This is a genomic window from Halorubrum shenae (assembly GCF_051194165.1).
Taxonomy (GTDB): domain Archaea; phylum Halobacteriota; class Halobacteria; order Halobacteriales; family Haloferacaceae; genus Halorubrum.
In genome coordinates this window covers 214812-233133 of the sequence record NZ_JBLZNI010000003.1, presented here as the reverse complement: position 1 = coordinate 233133, position 18322 = coordinate 214812, and the positions used below count along the sequence as shown (strand labels likewise).

The following is an 18322-nucleotide window of genomic DNA, read 5'->3' as shown; positions in this document are numbered from 1 at the left end:
CCTCTGCGTAAGTGTATGCCCGGATGGATTCTCCCCGCCGGGCTCTTCACCATGACCGTCCGCGACACCACCCCGACGTTCGCTCCCCTCTGGAGCGTCGGGAAGCGGGGTCGCGGAACGGTCGTCGCTCGCTCCGACGCCGTCGCCGCGTAACCCGACGCGGAGGCGGTCGGCTTCGCCCCTCGGAGCGAGCGCCGCCTTCTCTCCCCCACCTTCCGACACGTGGACCCGGTAGCTCAAGCGGCAGAGCCTCGGGTGAGGAATCGACTCCCTCCTGGGTCCGTATGGCAGTCCACCCCTGCCACCGCGCGACCGACGTCGCGCTCCGGCTGGCGGTTCCCCGCGACGCCGCGGGCGACCTCCACGCCGGGGTCCGCGACAAGCTCGCCGGCCGCGATGGTATCGATGTCGAGACCGTCGACGTCGTCGCCCTCCGGCCGCGTCTCAACGACCTCACGGTCGAGGTTGACGCCTCGCTCCGGCTCGCGCCGGACGCCGAGGTCGACGATCTCACCGAGATCGTCGGGGTTCACGAGGCGCGTCACCGGTAGCGAACGCCGCCGGCCGACCTCGGTTCACGCGGTCCCCGACCGACGCACAGACTCCGACCGCGGCGCGAGGCCTCGCGCCACCCGCCACACAGATAATGCAACGAGACCCCTCCCGATCCAGACGCACGAGACATCCCGACCTCTACACCGGTTTAGCCCCGTCCGACCGCGCGCCCTCGTCGGCGTGATCGCCGGCGCGGGCCTCCACCGCCGGTACCCGGACGCGGTCGACCGCGCAGTCGATCGGTCCCTCTCGGCGCCCGACGACGAGTCGACCGGTGCCGGCGCCGACTGATCGCTTCGAGCTACCGACCCCGGCCTGATTCGCCCCGCTGACGCTCCTCCCTCTTCGACCCCGCTGACGTTTTTCTCCCTCCGTTTCGTTCCCGACGGTCACCGCCGCCGGCCTCACCGCTTATCTGTCGGACACTCCGACAGACCGATATGACCGATCGCGAACCCGGCGAGAGCGCCCGAGAGTCCCCGACCGTTCCCGCCGCGCTCCGCGCCGGCGCCGCGCTCTTCAACGAGGGTCACGTCCTCGCCGCGCACGACCCGTGGGAGGCGGCGTGGCTCCCGCTCGTCGAGGGTCTCGACGAGCGCTTGCTCCATGGGCTGATCGCGACCGCAGCGGCAACCCACCACGCTGCCACCCGCAACTGGTCAGGAGCGGTCGGCTGCGCGGACAACGCGGTCGAGTATCTTGATGGAGTCGAGTCAACCTCTCGGGAGATCGACGTCGCCCCCGTTCACGACTGGTGCCGCCGGCTCGCGGCCGACCCGGAAACGATCGAGCGCGCGGTCCCCCCCACGATCCGGATCGAGGGTGAGGCGCCGCGATTCGGCGACCTCGACCTGTCGACGGCGCTGCTCGCGGCGCCCGCGCTGGCCGGTGCGGTCGCTCCCGGCGATGAGGGGACCTTCGAGACCGCGGCAGAACTCGCACGCGAGGAGCGGGGCACCGGTCGGACGCGGTTCGCAGAGCTGTTGTTCGCGTTCCTTCGCACGCCAGACACCCGTCCACAGGTGGCCGCCCGGCTCGCGGATCACGTGGAACTGGAAACGCGGAAGCGACGCGACGTCGACGACCTGTTCTGACCGGTCGCTCTTCGGTCAGACGCCGTCGGTCGGCGTGTCGGGACCCGTCGGGAAGTTTGGCTCCGCCGGGGGATCGTCGAGGCCAGTTTTGCCGTCGTCTGTGGTCGGGTCGTCGTCCGCTGTCGAGTCGTCGTCCGCTGTCGAGTCGTCGTTTTCCTCGCCCGTCTCGGCTTTCGGCTTCCCCTCGAACGTGTAGTCGGCAGAGTTGTCGGTCGGCTCGTAGCCGAGGGCCTCGCGGGCGCGCTCGATGGAGTAGTAGCGTCGGTCGTTGTTCGAGATGCCGTAGACGATCTCGTAGCCGTACTCCGCCTGCAGACACCGGTCGAACAGGTGCGCGCAGTCCCGGTGCGAGAGCCACATCGCCTGCCCGCGCTCGTACTCCCGCGGCGGGTGATCCTTCGTGAGGTTCCCGATGCGGACGCAGACGACGCTCATATCGTGTTCGTCGTGGTAGAACCGCCCGAGCGCCTCGCCGGTCGCCTTCGAGACGCCGTAGAGGTTCCCGGGGCGGGGAAGCTCCGTGCCGTCGAGCCGATAGCCGTCGTCGGGGCGGTACAGGTCCGGGGTGCGGTCCTCGGTCTCGTAGCCCCCGACGGCGTGGTTCGAGGAGGCGAACGCGAACTTCTCGACGCCGGCGTCGACGGCGGCGCGCATCACGACCTGCGCCCCGTCGATGTTGTTCCGCAGCACGGAGTCCCACGGCGCCGTCTTCCGGGGGTCGCCGGCGAGGTGAATCACCGCTCCGACGCCGTCCATCGCCTCTCGGACGGCGTTCGGATCCGTGATGTCGGCGACGTAGCGATCGGCGTCGGGGATCCTGTCCGGCACCTTCGCTGCAGGCAGCGGCTCCCTGTCGAGGAGTCGCCACTCGTACTCGTCGCCGATGCCGCGGAGGATGGCCTGTCCCACCCGTCCGCCGGCGCCCGTCAGCAGGACCGGCTCGTCCATTCGGTCGTACGTGGGCGCGAGACGGGCATATATGCCACGGTTCGGCCGCGCCGCGGCGGAGGGCGGACCCGTCCTACAGTTTTTCGCGCGAAATGCTCACGCCGGTCGGAGCGACGACGATCTGGTCGTCGCCCTTCTGGACGATGTCGCCGTCGACCTCCTGGGCGACCTGCCGCAGCTCGTCGATGATGTGTTCGATCGTCCGGTCGGACGTGGAGTGGCGGGTGATGTCCGCGATGACGAAATCGCCGTCGTAGACGGCGTCTTTGATCGGGATCACGTCGCCCTGATCGCCGATCTCCGCGATGTGTACTTGCATTCCTGTGTCCGCGTGCGCCTCGGCGAAGTCGTCGAGGTCGAGCTCGACGTAGTCGTCGACGGAGCGGTTCCCGCCCCCGCCGAGGATCTTGCTCATAATACCCATACACACCACACGACGAGGTCAGACATTAGTTCTTACGTCAGACGTTGCGTCGCGCCGGTCGTCAGCGGTTCTCGTCGAGCCGCTCTTGCCACTCTTGGACCCGCGACAGCAACTCCACCGGCGCGGTCGCCGCGATGTCGACGTCGGCTAATTCCTCGATCACGGCGCGGGTCTCGGGATCGAGCCGGTCGGCCCCCGCAGTTTCTGCGGTTCCTGCGGCCCCGCCCCGACCGTCCGACGCCGACCCCGGTGCCGTCCCGTTTCGACCTTCTTTAGAGCTGGGGGCGCCGGCGTCTGTCGCTCCGTCGTCGTCGCTTTCCGAGAACGATCCCGACGAGAGGTCGAAGACGACCTGTTTCGTATCGCCGTCGGGGTCCCGTCTTTCGCCGGCCGCCCCGCCGCCTCGTCTCCCGCCCTTTGCCTCGATCGCCTTCTCCTCTCGGAGCCTATCGAGCACCGTGTCGGCGCGGGAGACGACCGGAGCCGGGACGCCGGCGAGGTCGGCGACGTGGACCCCGTACGACCGGTTCGTCGGGCCGTCGCGAACGGTCCGGAGGAACGTCACCTCCCCGTCGCGCTCGTCGACGGCGACGTGGACGTTGGCGACTCGGGGGAGGTGGTCGGCCAGCGTCGTCAGCTCGTGGTAGTGGGTAGCAAAAAGGGTGCGCGCGCGCACCTCGTTGTGAAGGTACTCGGTCGTGGCCCACGCGATGGAGATGCCGTCGTAGGTGGCGGTCCCCCGGCCGACCTCGTCGAGGATGACGAGCGAGTCTTCGGTCGCCGAGTGGAGGATGTTCGACAGCTCCTGCATCTCCACCATGAACGTCGACCGCCCCTGCGCCAGCTCGTCGAGCGCGCCGACGCGGGTGTAGATCCCGTCGACGAGCCCGACCGTGGCCGCCCGTGCGGGAACGAACGACCCCGCCTGCGCGAGCAGCTGGATCAGCGCCGCTTGCCGCATGTACGTCGACTTCCCGCTCATGTTTGGGCCGGTGACGATGAGGAAGCCGCGCTCCTCGTCGAGCTGGAGGTCGTTCGGCACGAAGTCGGTCGTCCGCTCGACGACGGGGTGACGCCCGGCCTCCACGTCGAGCCGTCGCTCGTCGGTAAGCTCGGGGCGCGTCCAGTCGTTGCTGGCGGCGTGGGTCGCCAGCGACGCGAGCGCGTCGATCTCCGCGACCGCCCGCCCCACGTCCTGCAGCAGTTCGGCGTCGGCGGCGACCCGTTCCCGGAGCTCCTCGAACAGCTCGTACTCCAGCTTGCCGCGGGCCTCCTCCAACCGGAGCACCTCGCGCTCCCGTTCTTCCAGTTCGTCGGTGACGAACCGCTTCGAGTTCTTCAGCGTCTTGATCTCGCGGTAGCCCTCGGGGACCCCGTCGGCCGCGGACTTGCCGACCTGGATGTAGTAGCCGTCCGTCTTGTTGCGGTCGACGGTGACGTGGCTCAGCCCGTACTGTCGCTTCTCGCGCTCTGCGAGCCCGTCCAGCCACTCTTTGACCTCCTCGTGGTGCCCGATCAGCTCGTCGAGTTCGGCGTCGTATCCCTCTCGGAGCAGCCCGCCCTGCGTCTTTGTCTTCGGCGGGTCCTCCGCGAGCGCGTCGTCGAGCTCGTCGTGGAGGGTCGCGGCGCGCTCGCGGTCGATCCGCTCCAGCACCGCGGCGACCGGTGAGTCCGCGAGCGCGGTCCCGGACACGGCGTCGGCGAGCGTCGGCACCAGCGCGAGCGAGTCTCGCACCGAGAGGAGTTCCCGTGCGCCCGCGCTCCCGCTGGTCGCCCGCGCGGCGAGCCGTTCGAGGTCGTACGCGTCGCCGAGCGTCTCGCGTAGCCGGTCGCGCGCGAGCGCCGCCGACGCGAGCGCCGCCACCGCGTCGAGCCGACGATTCAGTTCCGGACCGTCCCGTCGTGGGCGCGTGATCCACTCCCGGAGGAGCCGTCCCCCGGCGGCGGTGACGGTGTGATCGACCGTCTCGAACAGCGACCCCTCGCTCTCGCCGCGCATCGTCTCGGTGAGTTCGAGGTTGCGCTGGGTCGTAGCGTCGACGGCGACGTGATCGTCGTCGCCGAAGGCGGTGAGCCGAGTGATCGACGCCAGCACGCCGGCGCCGGTCTCCTCGACGTAGCCGAGGGCGGCTCCCGCAGCGCGCAGCGCCAACTCGGAGTCGATCCCGACGCTGTCGGCGGTCTCTCGCCCGAACTGCTCGCGCACGGCGTGTTTCGCGCGCCCCGGTGCGAACGACTCCGCGTCGAAGACGGAGACCGACCCGGAGAGGTCCTCGCGGACCGCGCCGAGCAGTTGGTCGTCGTTGCGGACGCGGGGGCCCGGCAGGACCTCCGCGGGGTCGAACCGGTACAGCTCCGCGCGGAGGTCGCCGGCGGTTTCGACCTCGGTGACGAGGAACCGGCCCGTGGTCACGTCGGCGAGCGCGAGCCCGTAGGGGCCGTCGGAGTCGTCGCCGTCGGTCGCCGACGCGCCGACGTCCGGCCCGTCCCCCTCCTGGACGACCGCCGCGAGGTACCGCGCGTCGTCGTCAGCGGTTTCGAGGAGGGTGCCGGGCGTGACGACGCGGGTGATCTCGCGAGCGTGGCCGTCGTCGGTCTCGTACTGGTCGGCGACGGCGACCCGGTAGCCGCGCTCGACGAGCGCTTTTACGTAGGGGGTCAGCTCGGTGAGCGGTACGCCCGCCATCGGGTACGACGAGCCGTGTGAGGATTTCTGTGAGACTGTCAAGTCGAGTTCGTCTGCGACCAGCTCGGCGTCGTCAGCGAAGAACTCGTAGAAGTCGCCGCACTGCATGGCGAGGACGTCCGCGTCGGTCTCCGCCTTGAGATCGAGGAACTCCCCGACGATCCCCGTTGGCATATACCCGTACTCCCGCCGTCGGCGGGTAAAACCCTACGGGTGTGCGGTCGGCCGCTCCGACGGACGATGCCCCACTTCCCGTCAAGCGGTGTCGCTCGGTGGCATTATGTGTGCCATCCGCGTACGCTCACCTAACTCGATGGTCGCACTCGACGTGTTCGCGTTCGTCTTCGTCGCGGGGCTCATCACGGCGCTCGCGACGGGGATCGGCGCACTCCCCTTCTTCTTCTTCGACTCGATCAGCGACCGCGGCAACGTGGCGCTGTGGGGGTTCGCCTCCGGGATCATGCTGGCGGCGTCGCTGTTCGGGCTCGTCGATGAGGGGCTCGCCGAGGGGACGCCCGTACAGATCGGGGTCGGGATGCTCGCCGGTGTGGCCCTCGTGGTCCTCGCTCACGAGGTGTTGATGGACGCCGAGATCGACCCGCAGGAGTACGAGGAGGCCGACTTCAAGAAGCTGATCCTAATCCTCGGCGTGTTGACGGTCCACAGCTTTCCAGAGGGGATCGCGGTCGGCGTCTCCTTCGCGGACCTCGGTTTGGAGGGTGGGACCCAGCTGCTCGGGTTCACCGTCCCGCTTCTGGCCGTCTTTATGACCGTCGCGATATCGATCCACAACATCCCCGAGGGGACCGCCATCTCCATCCCGCTGCGGTCGATGGGCGTCTCGAAGTGGAAGATGGTGTGGTGGTCGGTGTTCTCCAGCCTGCCGCAGCCGATCGGGGCGGTCGTCGCGTTCGCGTTCGTGCGCTACGCTCGCGAGTTCCTCCCGTACGGCTTCGGCTTCGCCGCGGGCGCGATGATCTACCTCGTGCTCTCCGAGTTCATCCCCGAGGCGCTCGAAACGGGTGCGGGACTCCCGCGCGGCGGCAAGCCGGTACTCGCCGGGGGAATCGCGCTCGGCGTCCTGTTGATGGTCCCGCTCAACTTCGTTTGACTCCGGAGGTCAGGCCGCTACGCGCGCTCGTCGAACACCGTCGAGTTGACCGCGCCGGGTCCCTCGCCCACGTCGTAGCCGCGCCGGATCGCCGGCCCCATCCCGTCGACCGCGGCGGCGACCGACTCGCGCAGCGGCTCGCCGCGCGCCAGTCGGGCCGCAATTGCACTCGACAGCGCACAGCCGGAGCCGTGGGTCGCGTCGGTCGCGACGCGGGGATTCTTGAACCGGACCACCGTCGCGTCTCCCTCCGTATTCCCGATCACGAGCGTGTCCGTTACGGTGTCTCCGTCGCCGATGTGGCCGCCCTTGACGAGCGCGGCGTCGGCGCCGGTCGCGACCAGCTCTCGACCCGCGCGCTCGGCGTCCGCCGGCGTCTCGATCGGTCCGCCGACCAGCACCTCGGCCTCGTCTGCGTTCGGCGTGACGAGCGTCGCCGCCCCGATCAGGCCCTCGTAGGCGGCCTCCGCTTCGGGTGACAGCAGGCGGTCGCCGCTCGCCGCGACCATCACCGGGTCGACGACGACCGGGGCCGCGACGTCGCCGACCAGTCCGGTCACCGTCTCGACCGTCTCGGCCGTGGCCAACATACCGGTCTTGATCGCACCCACGTCGAAGTCGTCGGAGACGGCGTCGAACTGGCTCGCGACGTGTCCCGCCGGCACCGCGTGTACGTCGCGGACGCCTCGAGTGTTCTGGGCGGTCGTCGCCGTCACGACCGACGTGCCGAAGACGCCGTGTGCGGTCATCGCCTTCAGGTCGGCTTGGATCCCCGCCCCGCCGCCGGCGTCGCTGCCGGCGATCGCGAGCGCGACGGGTGGTGACACGGGGTCGCGTGTTAATGTCATATCCTGGTGGTACTACCCGATTATGCAAAATCGTGACGATCGCTGCCGCCGAACGGCCTTTCCCCCTCGCCGCCGAACCGACGGTATGTCGAATACCGATCCCGCGGACGCCGCAGACGAACCGAATCCCGACGCGACCGAGTCGATATCCGTCTACTCAGACTACGTCTGTCCGTTCTGCTACCTCGGCCGGCAGTCGCTCGCGCAGTATCAGGAGTCGCGTGAGGAGCCGCTTTCGATCGACTGGCACCCCTTCGACCTCCGGGCGGGCCAGCGCGGCCCGGACGGCGAGATCGACGACACCGTGGACAACGGGAAAGACGAGGAGTACTACGAGCAGGCCCGTGAGAACGTCCGCCGGCTACAGGAGCAGTACGACGCCGAGATGGCACAGGAGCTCCGGACCGACGTCGACTCGCTCCCCGCGCAGATCGCCTCGGTCCACGTGCGAGAGACCGCGCCCGACTCGTGGCTCGCGTTCGACGAGGCAGTTTTCGCGGCGCTGTGGCAGGACGGTCGCGACATCGGCGACCGCGAGGTGCTCGCCGACATCGCCGAGAGCGTGGACGGGCTCGATCCGAGCGTCGTCGACGAGGCGCTCGACGACGACGACCTCCGCGACCGCGTCACCGACCTGTTCACCGCGGCACAGGAGCGCGGGGTCAGCGGCGTCCCGACGTTCGCGTACGACGGCCACGCCGCCCGAGGGGCGGTGCCACCGGAGCATCTCGAACGGCTCATCGACGGGTAGTCTCTCCGAAGACGCTGTTTCCGTCTCCGTCCGGGGACTGGATCACTGCTCGTCGTCGTCGTCGTCGTTTTCGCCTTCGTCTCCGCCGTCGCCGTCCCCGCCTGTGTCGCCACGCTCGTCTCCGCTCTCCGATTCCGAATCAACGATCCGATACGACAGGTACACGGCCCCGAGCGCGAGCACGATCCCGCCGACCACGTCGGTGAGCCAGTGGATCCCGATGTACATCGTCGCGATCACCACGCTCGTCGCGAGCCACGCGGCGATCGGCGTCCACAGCGGGTACTCCCGTCGGGTCAGGACCGCGAACGTCCCGACGGTCACCGACAGCGACGTGTGCAGCGAGGGGAAGACGTTCGTGGCCTCATTTATTTCTGCCGTCAGAGACATGAAATTGGGGTTGTGGGTGAAAAGTAACGGTGTCACCATGTCGGGCATGACGTTGCGGGGTCCGTGCGCGAACACGATCGTGTAGAGCACGAGGCCGATCGCGTAGTTGAGCGCGTACGCGACGATGAGCCGCTTCACGGTCGTCGTTCGCGGGAGGGCCAGATACGCGAGGAACGGGAACGAGAGCAGGAACACGTACCCGTACACGTACACCGACGAGAAGTACACCGTCAGCGCCGGGGAGCCGAACGTCGCCTGCACCCACGCGACGAAGTTCCCCTCCAACGCGTAGATGGCCCACGTCAGTTGGAGCCCGAACAGCTCCGAGACGGTCTGGAGAGAGCTCCGACCGATCGCGCTCGCGATCAACACCGCCACCAGCGCCGCGAGCGGCTTCCGGATCTCCCACAGCCGCTCGCGGAGGTCGTTCCAGAGCCCGTACAGCCGTCGCGGGCCGATGATGGCGACGCTCGCGACGGCCAGCGCGGATCCCACCCACAGCGCGAGCGAACTCACGACTGACAAAAGTGGGCTCATGTCCCCGGCGCGAGCAGCCGCCCTTCCTCGTCGAACCGGTACCCGACCTCGCGGAGCCGTTCACGAGCCGTCTCGGCGTCAAGCGAGCCGGACTCGCCGACGAACGGGTGGACGGGATCCGCCTCGCGGTCCTCCCACGCGAGGTCCGAGGGCACCCACTCCGAGGTGGCGGCGAGCGGCGACGTGGCGGCCTCGGCGTACCCGTCGAACGCGATGTCGACGAGCCTCCGCTTGTCGATCAGCGACGCGAGGACCCCACGGAACCGGGGGTTCGACAGCGGTGCGCGCCGGACGTTGTAGCCGACGTGGTAGAACCCGCCGGATCGCCCCGTGACCAGGCGCGCGTCGGCCTCGCGCCCGATCCGCGGGACGGCGTCCGGGCCGATATTCGAGACGGTCGCGTCCGCGAACCCGTCGCCGACCGCCTGCACCGCGGCGATGTCCGACCCTATCACCTTGATCTCTAACCTGTCGAACGCCGGCTTCCCGCGGAACCGCTCCGGGATCCCCGCGAGCGGGTCCGTCTCGTCACCGGTCGAGCCGTCGCCGTCTGCGCCGTCGGTCGATCCGCCGCCGTCTGCGCCGTCGGTCGACCCGCCGCCCTCGCTCGCGCGCACGAGGAAGTGATCCGGGTTGCGCTCGAAGGCGACCGACTCCTCGGGGGCGGCCTCGACTAACTGCACCGGGCCGCTCCCGATCGGGTCTTCGTTGTTCGTCACCACGGCCTCGGTCGTCTCCGCGTCGAACTCGAACCCGGCGATCGTTGCCACGTCGGTCCGCTCTTCCCAGACGTGCTTCGGTAGAATCGGCACTTGAAGGGCACGGACGCCGACCGCCTGGTTGACGCCGTCGAGCGTCAGCCGAACCGTTCTCTCGTCGACGGCGGTCGCCGCCTCGACGGCCGACGCCCGGCCGCGGAACGTCGGCGTCGGTACCGCCGACTCGGTCGTTCCCATCGAGGTGTCCTGGAGGAACTCGTAGGTGAACGCCACGTCCTCCGCGGTCACCGGCTCCCCGTCGTGCCAGTCGGCCTCCCGCAGTGACACCTCCATCGACGCGTCGCCGACCTGCTCCCAGTCGGCGGCGAGCCACGGGATCACCTCCCCGTCGTCGACGAGCGCGAGCCGGTCGTACAGCAGGGACGTGAACGTGCCGTAGCGACGGTACTCGGCGGCGATCGGGTTCCAGTTCTGCGTGATTCGCTCGTCGGTCGTCACGAGCCGGAGGGTGGTGGCGTCGCCCGTCTCGTCGTCGCCGTCGGTGAGCGGATTGTCGTCGATCAGTCCGTCAGTGTCGTTGTCGGCGGTGGTCTCGTTGTCGGCGGTAGTCTCGGTATCGTCTGTGGTCTCGTTGGCGCCGCCGTCGACAGTTTCGTTCTCGGTTTCGGTCTCGTCCTCGCCTGTACCCCCGTCCGCCGCGTCGATTCGCTCTAACCCGAGCAGCCCCCCGACCGAGAGCGGCTGGCGGTTCGTCCAGTTCTTGAAGCGGTCCTCGCGGACCGCCGTGAGCGGGTCTGGGAACGCCACGACGGTGAACGGCTGCAGCTCACTGAGGTCGCGCTGGAGGTCCGCCACCGCCTCGCGTCGCTCGTCGCCCTCCGTCCGACGCTGGCTCGCGAGGAGCTCGTCGACGCCGTTGATGTCGGTGAATCCGAAGGGATTCTGCCATCCCGACTCCGCGGCGAACCGCGAGTGCGTGAATCCGTACATCGCGTCCGGATCGAACGGCTCCGCCTCCCGGAACTGCCCGACGTACACGTCGAAGTTGTGGTTGATGAACACCTTCCGCCGGAGGTCGGTGTGTCCGAGGGTGTTGATCCGGGCGTCGATTCCGACCGCGTCTAAGTTCTCCGCGAGGTGTCTGGCGATTCGGATCGCGTTGGGGTCCGTATCGGCGGGCGGGGCGTTGATTTCGAGGGTCAGCTGCGAGGAGCGGTCGCGTCCCGCGATGTTCCGCGTCCGGCCGAGACAGCCGGCGCTCAGGGCCGCGAACCCCCCTGCGAGCGCTCCGCGCCGACTGACGTGCCGCGTCATGTGTTCGTCGCTGTTTCACCCCTCGCGTATATCCCTTCTGTGGTGTCGTCGTCGGATCGAACCCCTCGCACGCGCGTCGGAGCGCCCGAATCGACTGCGAGCGCCTCTCAGATCGCTTCAGATCACGTCTGCAAGCGGGAGCGCCAGCCCGACCGCCCACGCTGCCAGCCCCGCCGCGAGCGCCGGGCGATCGACGGCGGCGCGCCCCATCGCGACGAGGCCGATCGCGGCGAGGAGGGCGACCCGGTGGACGAGAAGACCTGGCGGCACCGCCACGCCGAGCGCGGCGAAGTCGACCACGAACCCCGCGCCCAGCCCGACGACGACGCCGAGAAGCGCCGCGCTCGGGTCCGATCCGGGGGCCCGGGCGAGGACGAGTGCCGGAATCCCGACTGCGATGCTCAGGTACAACGGGGCGGCGATGAGCTTCGGCCCGATCCCGGGGTACGCGGTCTCCAGCGCGACTCCGGCCACGCGGACGCCGACGACGACGGCCGCGAGCGCCGCGCCGAGCAGCGCGGCGTCCGCGTGTCGCGCCGCTTCTCGACGGGCCCGGTGCGCCAGTTCGACGGTCGCAACCCGGGTTCGGCGCCGGAGCAGCGCGCCGGACAGCAGCGCCAGCGACGCCAGCTCGATCACCGAGACCCAGCCGTCGCTCCACCCGCCGTCGATGCCGCGGTACTCGCGGCTGACCTCGGCGTCGACCGCGCCGTGGATGAACTCGTCTTCGAGCCGGACCGCCGGATCGTCGATGCCCGGCACGGTGTGGCGGAGCCGGAACCAGTCGTAGTACTCCTCGTGGGCCTGTACCGCGGTGTAGGCGCCGTCCGGCGACTCGTACGCCCGGAGGTGATCGCGCACGCCGAGGTACGCCCCGTCGTGGAGCTCGAACGTCTCCTCCAGCCAGACGCCGCCGTCCGGCCCCTCGACGTAGCTGTACCGGTCCGAGCTGTGCGCGTCCGCCCAGTCGCGCTCGACGAGGGCCCGCACCTGCTCGGCGTCGGCGGTGGCCGCCGCCTCCGCCGCTTCGGTCTGCTCCCAGTCGGTCTCCGACCGCCCCTCGATCGCCCGCCGCGTCGTCTCCGCGTCGGCGTGGAAGAGGACGTTGATCGCGAGCGTCCGGCCGTCGACCGAGGTGCTCCGGCTTGTGTACGGCCAGAGTCGGTAGTCGCCGTCGACCGTGATGAGCGATCCCTCGTCTACCGCCGACGGTTCGGGCTCGTCGATGATCGGCGGCGGCGCCTCGTCGCCCGCCCCGGCGAAGAAGCCGGAGGCCGCGAGCCCGACCCCGACCGCGACGAGGAGCGCGACGACGAGCGTCGTCCGTCTCATGGGTCGCGTGAGGACACCGGGAGAGAAACGCCTTTGGGTGGGTTCCGAGGGCCCCTGCGCTTCTCCCCGTTCGCCTGATCTCGATGTCTCCCCGTTCACCAGGTCTCGACGAACCCTTCTCTCACGTCCTCCGCGCACCCCTCGCAGTCGGGGTGGCCGCCCTCGAAACACGACGGTCGCCCCTCGCCGTCGACGGGGACCGTCCGGCGCTCCGCGTGTCGGCGACAGACGATCCGGGTGCGCCCCTCGTCGTCGGTCGGGAGGTCGTACCGCTTCGCCCCCGCACCGCTGCCGTCGGGGTCGTCTCTCGCGTCGGAGTACGCCCGCTTGGCCTCCTCGAACTGCTTGCCAGCCTTGCGAAGCTGCTGGCGGATGACGCGTTCGAGTCGGTCGTCCATACCCTGCCGTTTCGGCGCGTCGGATATAGGTCCGTTGGCGGTACGTGGACACTCGGTCCGTGAATGGTGGAACCGGTGTGAGCAGTTTATAACTGGTCGCCGCAGTCGTCGACGCCGGACCGACGGTGAACACCGCCAACGCCCCAGTCGCGAGGACTCGCGCGGCTTGCTGTGCTCCTCGCTCGTTCGCTGCGCTCACTCGCTGTGGTGCCTGCTGCGCCGTGCTTCGCCCTCGTGACTGCCCCTTTGAGTCCCACCCCGCACAGCACCGCTCCGCACCTCACACCTCCCCAGCCTCGTCGGCGGTCCTCCGCTTCGCTCCGGACCACCGACTCCCTCGCGGGCTCCTCGCGCCCACGGGGCGCTCGGAGGCGCGCCACCGCACGTCTATTTATAAGCGATTGTTGCGTCCAGTCAATGTGGTTCACATCGGCGCTGCCGTGACTGTCCGCGATCGTCTCCTGCGGAAGTCCGTATTGGTGCGTGCGGGCTCTTCACGTGGTACCGTTCCACTTGAAACGGCGCCCGCGCGTGGCTGACGGGCGTCTGACGCAGTCGGCGTCGACGGCCCGAAACCGCCGAAAGCACGCGCGAGCGCGTCGAAGACGACCACTTTCACCGCGGTTGCGGGATTTTTAATACCGTGAGGAACCAACCGTCGTACGCCTCCCATTGAAACACGACCGGAGGCGGAGACACCCCATGAGCGAACTGCGACAGGAAGCGGAAGCGATAGCGGAACAGTTCTCGGACCACCTCGACGTCGGTGCCGACGAGATTGAGGAGCGGCTGGAAAATCTCGTCAACGAGTACCGCGTCCCCCTCGACGAGGCGCGTCGGAGCGTCACCAACAGCTACCTCGACGACGCGGGGATGGAGCGCGACGAGCTCGGCCGCGGCGGCAGCGAGTCGGTCCTCGTCAACGAGATCGACGAGGACGAGCAGTGGGTCGACCTGCGCGTGGAACTGGTCGACCTCTGGGAGCCCCGCAGCGACTCGATCTCGCAGGTCGGACTCCTCGGCGACGAGTCGGGCACGATCAAGTTCGTCGCCTTCGAGACCTCGGACCTCCCCGAACTGACGGAGGGACAGGCGTACGAACTCTCGAACGTCGTGACGGACGAGTACGAGGGGAGCTACTCGGTGAAGCTCAACCGGACCACCGGCATCACCGAGATCGACGAGGAGATCGAGGTCGGCGACAACGCCGACACCGTCGAGGGCGCCCTCGTGGACATCCAGTCCGGCTCCGGACTGATCAAGCGCTGCCCCGAAGACGACTGCACGCGCGTCCTCCAGAACGGGCGGTGTTCCGAACACGGGCAGGTCGAGGGCGAGTTCGACCTCCGGATCAAGGGCGTCCTCGACGACGGCGAGAGCGTCACCGAGGTCATCTTCGACCGCGAGGCCACCGAGGATCTCACCGGGATGGGCTTAGCGGAGGCCAAGGACATGGCGATGGACGCGCTCGACACCACCGTCGTCGCCGAGGAAATGGGCGACGACGTGCTCGGGCGGTACTACCGCGTCACCGGCCCCACCTTCGGCCGGTACGTCCTGGTCGACGAGATGGAGAACCCCGGCACAGTCGACGTTGAAACTGCGCTGATCGAAGCGAGGTCGATTTAAATGAGCCAATCTGCCCCCACCCGAGAAGTCGCCCGGCGCGTGTTCGCGAGCGAGTTCAACGACGCCGGCTTCACGTTCACCGAGTCCGACGACGAACGCGCCCCCGTCTACGCGCTGTTACCGACGGGCGAGTCGTCGAACCGCGTGTTCTTCGTCGGCACCCTCACGGAGAAGGAGGACGTCGGCGAGGACAGCGAGTACTGGCGCGGCCGCATCGTCGACCCGACGGGCACGTTCTTCGTGTACGCCGGCCAGTACCAGCCCGAGGCCGCCTCCAAGCTCCGCGACCTGGAGGCGCCCGCCTACGTCGCAGTCGTCGGGAAACCCCGGACGTACGAGACCGACGACGGCACCGTCCGGGTCTCGGTCCGCCCCGAGTCGATCACCGAGGTCGACGCCGATACCCGCGACCGCTGGGTCGCGGAGACGGCCACGCGAACGATCGAGCGCGTCGCCGCGTTCGACGACGACGGAAACGAGTACGCGCGGATGGCCCGCGAGGAGTACGAGCTCGACCCCCAGACGTACAAGACCGCGGCGCTGTCGGCGCTCGAAGACCTCGACGACGGCGCCGGCGACGAACTCGCGGGCGACGCTGCTGCGGATGACGGGTCCGCGGGCGGCGACGCCACGAGTGATGACGCCACGAGTGACGATCCGGCGGGCACACCGGAGTCCTGAGGCGGTCCGCGCGGCCTGACTCCGGTCTGCCCTCCGGAACGAAGCTCCATTTCTTGCGACCGTCTGACAAACGCTTAAGTATTCCGCGCGAAGATCAGTCTGATAATGGGCAACAAGAACAAGACGATCTCGTTCCGCGTCAACGAGGACGCGTTCGAGACCCTCCGTGACATCGCCGAGGAGCGAGATATCTCGCTGTCGGCGGTCTTCCGGGACTACGTGGATACGCTCGTTGCCCACGACGGACAGGTCCGCGTCATCCCGGAGGCGGAACTCGAGAGCATGGGCGACAGCGGGGAGTCGTTCCCCCCGAAGATCGAGGTCCCGAAGAGCTTCGTGCGGGAACACGAGCGACTGGAGCTTGAAGCCGATCACCTCCGCGAGCAGCTGGAGGAGCACAAACGCTACGTCAACTACCTCCGCGAGCAGTTGGAGGACGGCGACGAAGACGTGATCCAGCTCGAAGACCTCGACGGCGATCCCGACGAGCCATCCTTCCGGCTCGGCTAGTCGACGGCGGGCGCTCCTCGATGTCCCCCGATCTCCCCCGCTTCACCGAGCCGCGGCTCCGATCCGCAGAGAAACCTACCCGATCGTTCGGTACTGTTCGGCGAAACGACGATGTCGACGAAAATATTGCCGGATACGCCTTGAGTTGTTCAGAAACGTCCGGTTCTCTTCGATTCTGGTGGACAGTTTCGCACCCCTCATCACGATTTCTGACTATAATAAATTATTTACGAAAACCATAATACCCGGGCGGCGAACCCTTGATGTATGAAGAGGTGGGTTCGACCGTGAGCGTGTTTGATAGGGCGTACGACGATCCGGTCCGCGTCCTCGACGAGGGAGGCGAGGTCGTCGGCGACGTGCCGGACCTCGACGACGAGGCGCTCATCGAGATGTATCGGCATATGCGACTGGCGCGACACTTCGACGGCCGCGCCGTGAGTCTCCAGCGACAGGGGCGCATGGGAACGTATCCGCCGCTGTCGGGACAAGAGGGCGCCCAAGTCGGCTCCGCGACGGCGCTCGACGAGGACGACTGGATGGTCCCCTCGTACCGCGAACACGGCGCGGCGCTCGTTCGCGGGCTCCCCCTGAAACAAACGCTGCTCTACTGGATGGGTCACGAGGCGGGTAACGCGACGCCGGAGGACGTGAACGTGTTCCCGGTCGCGGTCCCCATCGCGTCGCAGGTCCCCCACGCCACCGGCGCGTCGTGGGCCTCGAAGCTCCGCGGCGAGAACGACGCGTTCCTTTGTTACTTTGGCGACGGCGCGACCAGCGAGGGCGATTTCCACGAGGGGGTCAACTTCGCGGGCGTGTTCGACACGCCGACCGTCTTCTTCTGTAACAACAATCAGTGGGCCATCTCCGTGCCCCGCGAGCGACAGACGCGGAGCGCGACCTTAGCTCAGAAGGCGGAGGCGTACGGGATCGACGGGGTACAGGTCGATGGGATGGACCCGCTCGCGGTGTACCGCGTCACGAAGGCGGCCGTCGAGAAGGCGCGCGATCCCGACACCGATCGGCCGCGACCGACGCTGATCGAGGCGATCCAGTACCGATTCGGCGCGCACACGACCGCCGACGACCCGACTGTCTACCGCGACGAGGACGAAGTCGATCGCTGGAAGGAGAAAGACCCGATCCCGCGGCTAGAGGCGTACCTCCGGTCGGAGGGCGTGCTCGACGACGAGCGCGTCGCCGAGGTCGAGACCGCGGTCGAGACGCAGGTGGCCGACGCCATCGAGGCCGCCGAGTCGGAGGTCCGACCGAAGCCGGAAGAAATGTTCAAGCACGCGTACGAGGAGCTCCCGCCGGAGCTGGAGCGACAGTACGAGGAGTTCGCGGCGTTCCGCGAGGCACACGGCGACGAGGCGTTCTTAGAGGAGTAGTATGAGCGAGACACAGAACCTCACCGTGGTACAGGCGGTTCGAGACGGATTGTACACCGAGATGCGCGAGGACGACGACGTCCTCGTGTTGGGCCAGGACGTGGGGAAGAACGGCGGCGTCTTCCGCGCGACCGAAGGGCTGTTCGACGAGTTCGGCGGCGACCGCGTCGTCGATACCCCGCTGGCGGAGTCGGGGATCGTCGGCGCCGCGGTCGGCATGGCCGCGATGGGACTCAAACCCGTCCCCGAGATCCAGTTTTCGGGGTTCATGTACCCCGGCTTCGATCAGATCGTCTCCCACATGGCGCGCTTCCGCACCCGAAGCCGGGGGCGGTTCAGCCTGCCGATGACGCTCCGTGCCCCGTACGGGGGCGGGATCCGGGCGCCCGAGCATCACTCCGAGTCGAAGGAGGCGTTCTACGCCCACGAGGCCGGCTTAAAAGTCGTCATTCCGTCGACGCCGTACGACGCGAAGGGGTTGTTGGCGGCGTCGATCCGCGACCCCGATCCGGTGATCTTCCTCGAACCGAAGCTCATCTACCGGGCGTTCCGCGACGAGGTGCCCCAAGAGCCGTACACCGTCCCCATCGGAGAGGCTGTCACCCGCCGCGAGGGCGGTGACGTGGCGGTGTTCACCTACGGCGCCATGACACGCCCGACGCTGGAGGCCGCAGAGACGCTCGCCGAGGACGGGATCGACTGCGAGGTCGTCGACCTCCGCACCGTCTCCCCGCTCGATCGGGAGGCGATACTCGAGGCGTTCGAGGCCACCGGCCGTGCCGTCGTCGTCCACGAGGCCCCGAAGACCGGCGGGCTCGCGGGCGAGATTACGGCGATCATTCAGGAGGAGGCGCTGCTGTACCAAGAGGCGCCCGTGAAGCGCGTCACCGGCTTCGACGTACCGTACCCGCTGTACGCGCTGGAAGACTACTACCTCCCGACCGCGGCGCGCATCGAGGGGGGTATTAGGGAGGCAGTGGAGTTCTAACTATGCACACGGAGGT

18 protein-coding genes are annotated in these 18322 nt (G+C 68.5%); 10 read left to right on the top strand and 8 right to left on the bottom strand.

Translation table 11 applies throughout. The features are described from left to right. Window positions 1-15: 15 nt before the first annotated feature. The 3 genes from ACNS88_RS05920 to ACNS88_RS05910 all read left to right on the top strand — a co-directional run bounded on the left by ACNS88_RS05920 (window position 16) and on the right by ACNS88_RS05910 (window position 1649). On the top strand, window positions 16-153 hold the full coding sequence (locus tag ACNS88_RS05920) for a hypothetical protein (RefSeq protein WP_435094847.1): 138 nt from the start codon (window positions 16-18) through the stop codon (window positions 151-153). A gap of 131 nt (window positions 154-284) precedes the next feature. After that, complete coding sequence (locus tag ACNS88_RS05915; protein ID WP_435094846.1) at window positions 285-551, top strand: hypothetical protein; 267 nt, start codon at window positions 285-287, stop codon at window positions 549-551. A gap of 444 nt (window positions 552-995) precedes the next feature. After that, window positions 996-1649: a DUF309 domain-containing protein gene (locus ACNS88_RS05910; protein ID WP_435094844.1), complete on the top strand. Its 654-nt coding sequence runs from the start codon at window positions 996-998 to the stop codon at window positions 1647-1649. Window positions 1650-1664: 15 nt separating this feature from the next. Here the strand turns inward: ACNS88_RS05910 and azf are convergent, their stop codons facing one another. The 3 genes from azf to mutS form a co-directional block, all read right to left on the bottom strand. Then, entirely contained in the window at window positions 1665-2597 is a 933-nt protein-coding gene (gene azf, locus ACNS88_RS05905) for an NAD-dependent glucose-6-phosphate dehydrogenase Azf (RefSeq protein ID WP_435094842.1), read from the bottom strand. Window positions 2598-2670: 73 nt separating this feature from the next. Next, window positions 2671-3021 carry a cell division protein SepF gene (locus ACNS88_RS05900; RefSeq protein ID WP_435094840.1) on the bottom strand — a complete coding sequence of 117 codons (351 nt, stop codon included), beginning with the start codon at window positions 3019-3021 and terminating at the stop codon, window positions 2671-2673. A gap of 61 nt (window positions 3022-3082) precedes the next feature. Beyond that, complete coding sequence (mutS, locus tag ACNS88_RS05895) at window positions 3083-5881, bottom strand: DNA mismatch repair protein MutS (protein ID WP_435094838.1); 2799 nt, start codon at window positions 5879-5881, stop codon at window positions 3083-3085. Window positions 5882-6020: 139 nt separating this feature from the next. Here mutS and ACNS88_RS05890 point away from each other — a divergent pair, with 139 nt between their 5' ends. Further along, complete coding sequence (locus ACNS88_RS05890; protein WP_435094837.1) at window positions 6021-6818, top strand: ZIP family metal transporter; 798 nt, start codon at window positions 6021-6023, stop codon at window positions 6816-6818. A gap of 17 nt (window positions 6819-6835) precedes the next feature. Here ACNS88_RS05890 and thiD read toward each other — a convergent pair whose 3' ends face one another. Continuing rightward, the gene (gene thiD, locus ACNS88_RS05885; RefSeq protein WP_435094835.1) at window positions 6836-7666 is read right to left on the bottom strand and encodes a bifunctional hydroxymethylpyrimidine kinase/phosphomethylpyrimidine kinase; all 831 of its coding nucleotides are present in this window, start codon (window positions 7664-7666) and stop codon (window positions 6836-6838) included. A gap of 85 nt (window positions 7667-7751) precedes the next feature. Between thiD and ACNS88_RS05880 the strand changes: the two genes are divergently transcribed. After that, window positions 7752-8417, top strand: coding sequence for a DsbA family oxidoreductase (locus ACNS88_RS05880; protein WP_435094833.1), 666 nt, complete (start codon window positions 7752-7754; stop codon window positions 8415-8417). A 42-nt stretch (window positions 8418-8459) separates the two neighbouring features. Here the strand turns inward: ACNS88_RS05880 and ACNS88_RS05875 are convergent, their stop codons facing one another. The 4 genes from ACNS88_RS05875 to ACNS88_RS05860 all read right to left on the bottom strand — a co-directional run bounded on the left by ACNS88_RS05875 (window position 8460) and on the right by ACNS88_RS05860 (window position 13107). Further along, window positions 8460-9344, bottom strand: a complete 885-nt coding sequence (locus ACNS88_RS05875) for a phosphatase PAP2 family protein (protein WP_435094831.1) — start codon at window positions 9342-9344, stop codon at window positions 8460-8462. Further along, window positions 9341-11377: an ABC transporter substrate-binding protein gene (locus ACNS88_RS05870; RefSeq protein WP_435094829.1), complete on the bottom strand. Its 2037-nt coding sequence runs from the start codon at window positions 11375-11377 to the stop codon at window positions 9341-9343. The genes ACNS88_RS05875 and ACNS88_RS05870 overlap by 4 nt, the downstream gene beginning before the upstream one ends. 117 nt (window positions 11378-11494) lie before the next feature. Beyond that, window positions 11495-12709 carry a hypothetical protein gene (locus tag ACNS88_RS05865; RefSeq protein WP_435094827.1) on the bottom strand — a complete coding sequence of 405 codons (1215 nt, stop codon included), beginning with the start codon at window positions 12707-12709 and terminating at the stop codon, window positions 11495-11497. A gap of 95 nt (window positions 12710-12804) precedes the next feature. After that, window positions 12805-13107, bottom strand: coding sequence for a DUF7091 family protein (locus ACNS88_RS05860; protein ID WP_435094825.1), 303 nt, complete (start codon window positions 13105-13107; stop codon window positions 12805-12807). 702 nt (window positions 13108-13809) lie between these two features. Between ACNS88_RS05860 and ACNS88_RS05855 the strand changes: the two genes are divergently transcribed. From ACNS88_RS05855 to ACNS88_RS05835, 5 genes are all read left to right on the top strand, one after another. Beyond that, complete coding sequence (locus ACNS88_RS05855) at window positions 13810-14736, top strand: replication factor A (RefSeq protein WP_435094823.1); 927 nt, start codon at window positions 13810-13812, stop codon at window positions 14734-14736. After that, window positions 14737-15417, top strand: coding sequence for an RPA family protein (locus tag ACNS88_RS05850; RefSeq protein WP_435094821.1), 681 nt, complete (start codon window positions 14737-14739; stop codon window positions 15415-15417). It begins immediately after the preceding gene. 105 nt (window positions 15418-15522) lie between these two features. Beyond that, window positions 15523-15927, top strand: a complete 405-nt coding sequence (locus ACNS88_RS05845) for a DUF8146 domain-containing protein (RefSeq protein WP_435094819.1) — start codon at window positions 15523-15525, stop codon at window positions 15925-15927. A 287-nt stretch (window positions 15928-16214) separates the two neighbouring features. Beyond that, window positions 16215-17318: a pyruvate dehydrogenase (acetyl-transferring) E1 component subunit alpha gene (gene pdhA / locus ACNS88_RS05840; RefSeq protein WP_435094817.1), complete on the top strand. Its 1104-nt coding sequence runs from the start codon at window positions 16215-16217 to the stop codon at window positions 17316-17318. A gap of 1 nt (window position 17319) precedes the next feature. After that, window positions 17320-18306, top strand: a complete 987-nt coding sequence (locus tag ACNS88_RS05835) for an alpha-ketoacid dehydrogenase subunit beta (protein WP_435094815.1) — start codon at window positions 17320-17322, stop codon at window positions 18304-18306. Window positions 18307-18322: the final 16 nt, after the last annotated feature.